The sequence below is a fragment of the Nitrospinota bacterium genome (assembly GCA_035528715.1).
Taxonomy (GTDB): Bacteria; JADFOP01; JADFOP01; order DATKYB01; family DATKYB01; genus DATKYB01.
Genome location: DATKYB010000058.1, coordinates 1 through 3,104, shown reverse-complemented (window position 1 = coordinate 3,104; position 3,104 = coordinate 1). Strand labels below are relative to the sequence as shown.

Below are 3,104 nucleotides of genomic sequence, written 5' to 3'. Positions count from 1 at the left end.
TATCTTATCTTGCCCATCAATGCCTTGGTCCTGTATCTCTAAATAGAACTTGTTGTCTCCCATTATTTCTTTATGTTGCAAAGCGACCTTTTTTGCCTCCCCCTCTCTCTCTTGAGCCAAAAGTTGCGGTATCTCTCCGTGCAGACACCCGCTCAGGGCTATCAGACCATCAGAGTGCTTTGCAAGCAACTCTTTATCAATCCTAGGTTTATAATAGAATCCTTCTATAAAACCTGAACTTACTAATTTTATTAAATTTTTGTAACCCTTTTGGTTTTTTACTAAAAGGGTAAGGTGGTTTGAACCTTCTCCTCCGTGATTTGGAGATTTCTCAAATCTGCTTTGAGAAGCAACATATACCTCGCAACCAATAATAGGTTTTATCCCGTTCTTCTTAGCCTTTTTGTAAAACTCGATTGCACCGAACATATTGCCATGATCTGTGACAGCAATAGCAGGAACTTTAAGCTCATCTGCCTTTTTAAAAAGAGGGTCCAATCTTATGGCACCATCCAAAAGACTATATTTTGTGTGAAGATGAAGATGGACAAAATCGGAATGTTGCATCTGTTATTCCCATTCAATAGTGCTTGGGGGTTTAGAACTTATGTCAAAGACCACTCTGTTTACCCCTTTAACTTCATTGATGGTCCTATTAGAAATCTTATTAAGAACATCATACGGTATCCTTGCCCAATCAGCGGTCATCCCGTCCAAGCTCGTAACAGCTCTTATTCCAATAGCATTCTCATATGTTCTTTCATCACCCATAACTCCAACGGTCTTTATAGGCAATAAAACAGCAAAGGCCTGCCAGATGTCGTCATAGAGATTTTTCTTTTTTAACTCTTCGATAAGTATCGCATCTGCCTCTTGCAATATCTTAATCCTTTCTTTTGTAACCGGTCCAAGAATCCTCACTGCAAGCCCAGGCCCTGGGAAGGGATGTCTTGACAAGATGTGTTTGGGAATACCAAGTTCCTTGCCCAAACACCTCACCTCATCCTTGAATAGTTCCTTAAGAGGCTCTATAAGTTTAAATCTCATTTTTTTAGGAAGCCCTCCTACATTATGATGTGTCTTTATGGTTGCTGATGGACCTCTGTGGGAAGTACTCTCAATAACATCCGGATATAAAGTGCCCTGAGCCAGAAAATCGACCTTGCCAAATTTCTTGGCCTCGGCTTCAAAGACAGAGATAAATTCTTCGCCAATAATCTTTCTCTTCTTTTCCGGATCGACAACATTTCTTAACCTGTTTAAAAACCTCATCTTTGCATCAACATAATGAATGTCTATATCAAAATTTTTCTTAAAGGTCTCTATTACCTGTTGCTCTTCATCTTTTCTTAATAATCCATTGTTAACAAAAATACACGTTAGTTCCTTTCCAACGGCCTTGTGGGTTAAAAGAGCAACTACAGATGAATCGACCCCACCGCTTAGGGCACACACAACCTTCTTATCGCCTGCTGTCTTTTTGATGTTCTGTATTGAATATTCAATGAAGGATTTCATCGTCCATTCAGGAGAGCAACGACAAATCCTAAATATAAAATTATTGAGAATATCTTTACCCTTGGGGGTATGAACGACCTCAGGGTGAAATTGAAGGCCATACAGCCGGGATTTTTTATCCCTTACAGCCGCGATAGGAGAATTGTCTGTCTTTGCAATAATTGAAAAATTTTTTGGAATCTTCGTGACCTTGTCACCATGGCTCATCCAGACTGTCAGGCTCTTTGATTTATTTCCCAATCCATAAAACAAATCAGAATCATCTAAGACCTGAAGCTTAATCTTTCCATATTCTCTTTTTTTTGACCCTTCAACCTCTCCACCCATTAGATAGACCATTAGCTGAATCCCATAGCAGATACCCAAAATGGGTATATCCAGATTGAAGATGTCTCTATCACAAACAGGGCTTTTAGGTAAATAGATGCTTGCAGGTCCGCCTGAGAATACGATTCCCTTCGGTTTTAATTTCTTAACTTTCTTTGAGCTGATATCATACGGAACGATCTCACAATAGACATTGCTTTCTCTAATCCTTCTCGCAATCAACTGCGTATATTGAGAGCCAAAGTCAAATACCAAAATCTTTTCTTTATGAATATCCGTCATCATTGAAATTACTGAATAATAAATTGAGAAAAGTATAATTCTTTTATAGTTCCTGAGCGCAGCAGCGAATTAATCTTAGCAGTTATTTCATTTTTCAACCTGCTCTTGCCTTCTGGATTTTTAATATCAGTTACCGATTTACTCGTAATAGTTTTAAATATGGAGCTTCTAATCTCTGGCAGATTGCTTCCTATCTCTTTTTTGAGCATGGCTGAACTTAGTTCTGCATCCAGACCAATCTTTAAAAAATTTTTTTCTTTCGGGGAGCTAACCAGTGGAACAAAGAAGGGATCAAAGGAGTATACTATCAGCTCAGGGGCAATCTTTTCTTTTTTTGCCTCATCAATAACGGCTACTTTTTGTTCTTCAGGAGTTTTTTTGTCGGAGGGTAATAACCATGTTAACAAAAGGAGGATAAGGAAGCTTAAGAATACTATACCAGCAAGCGCTACAAATCTAGCAAATCTCATCTCAAAGAATTTTTTTTCAGATTCTTCTGGTTGTTCATCTTTTTTCTTTGATTCATCAACATCTTTTTTGGCAAGTTTATCAAGTTCAGTTTCTTTTTTTCTCATTTTTTAATCCAGGATTGAAAGCTATTCAAAATTTAAATATACTCTACCACCTTTATATATGATGGTGGATTTATCTTTAGGATTTAACACAAGAACTTCCAACTATCTTTATATCGTTTCTCTCTACTTCTATAATTTCTACAGATCTATTCTGGTTATATCAAAGATTATTATCTTTGGTAATTCGTCGCCTCTTTCGTAATAATAACATCATGGACATGGCTTTCTTTAAGCCCTGATGAAGTTATCTTGATAAACCTGGCCTTTTTCCTTAATTCAGCTATATCTTTACAGCCACAGTAACCCATGCCAGCCCTTACCCCTCCTATGAGCTGTTGAACACTAAAAGAAAGGAAACCCTTGTATGGTACCCTTCCCTCTACACCTTCAGGTACCAGTTTG

The 3,104-nt window shown here is 37.8% G+C and carries 4 protein-coding genes; all 4 read right to left on the bottom strand.

From position 1 onward, the window contains the following. Positions 1 to 567 (bottom strand): PHP domain-containing protein (locus VMW81_04740; GenBank protein ID HUU50243.1); only part of this gene is annotated, 567 nt, incomplete at its 3' end. A 3-nt stretch (positions 568 to 570) separates the two neighbouring features. After that, positions 571 to 2,130, bottom strand: a complete 1,560-nt coding sequence (gene guaA / locus VMW81_04735) for a glutamine-hydrolyzing GMP synthase (GenBank protein HUU50242.1) — start codon at positions 2,128 to 2,130, stop codon at positions 571 to 573. Positions 2,131 to 2,135: 5 nt separating this feature from the next. Continuing rightward, positions 2,136 to 2,702: a flagellar basal body-associated FliL family protein gene (locus tag VMW81_04730; protein ID HUU50241.1), complete on the bottom strand. Its 567-nt coding sequence runs from the start codon at positions 2,700 to 2,702 to the stop codon at positions 2,136 to 2,138. Between the two features lie 170 nt (positions 2,703 to 2,872). Beyond that, positions 2,873 to 3,104, bottom strand: a 232-nt coding sequence (locus VMW81_04725; GenBank protein ID HUU50240.1) for an IMP dehydrogenase, incomplete at its 5' end; no start/stop codon positions are given.

What these genes read in the sequence shown, in the direction of transcription:
- guaA (HUU50242.1), bottom strand. Translation starts at nt 2,130, where the DNA reads ATGATGACGGATATTCATAAAGAAAAGATTTTGGTATTTGACTTTGGC.
- VMW81_04730 (HUU50241.1), bottom strand. Translation starts at nt 2,702, where the DNA reads ATGAGAAAAAAAGAAACTGAACTTGATAAACTTGCCAAAAAAGATGTT.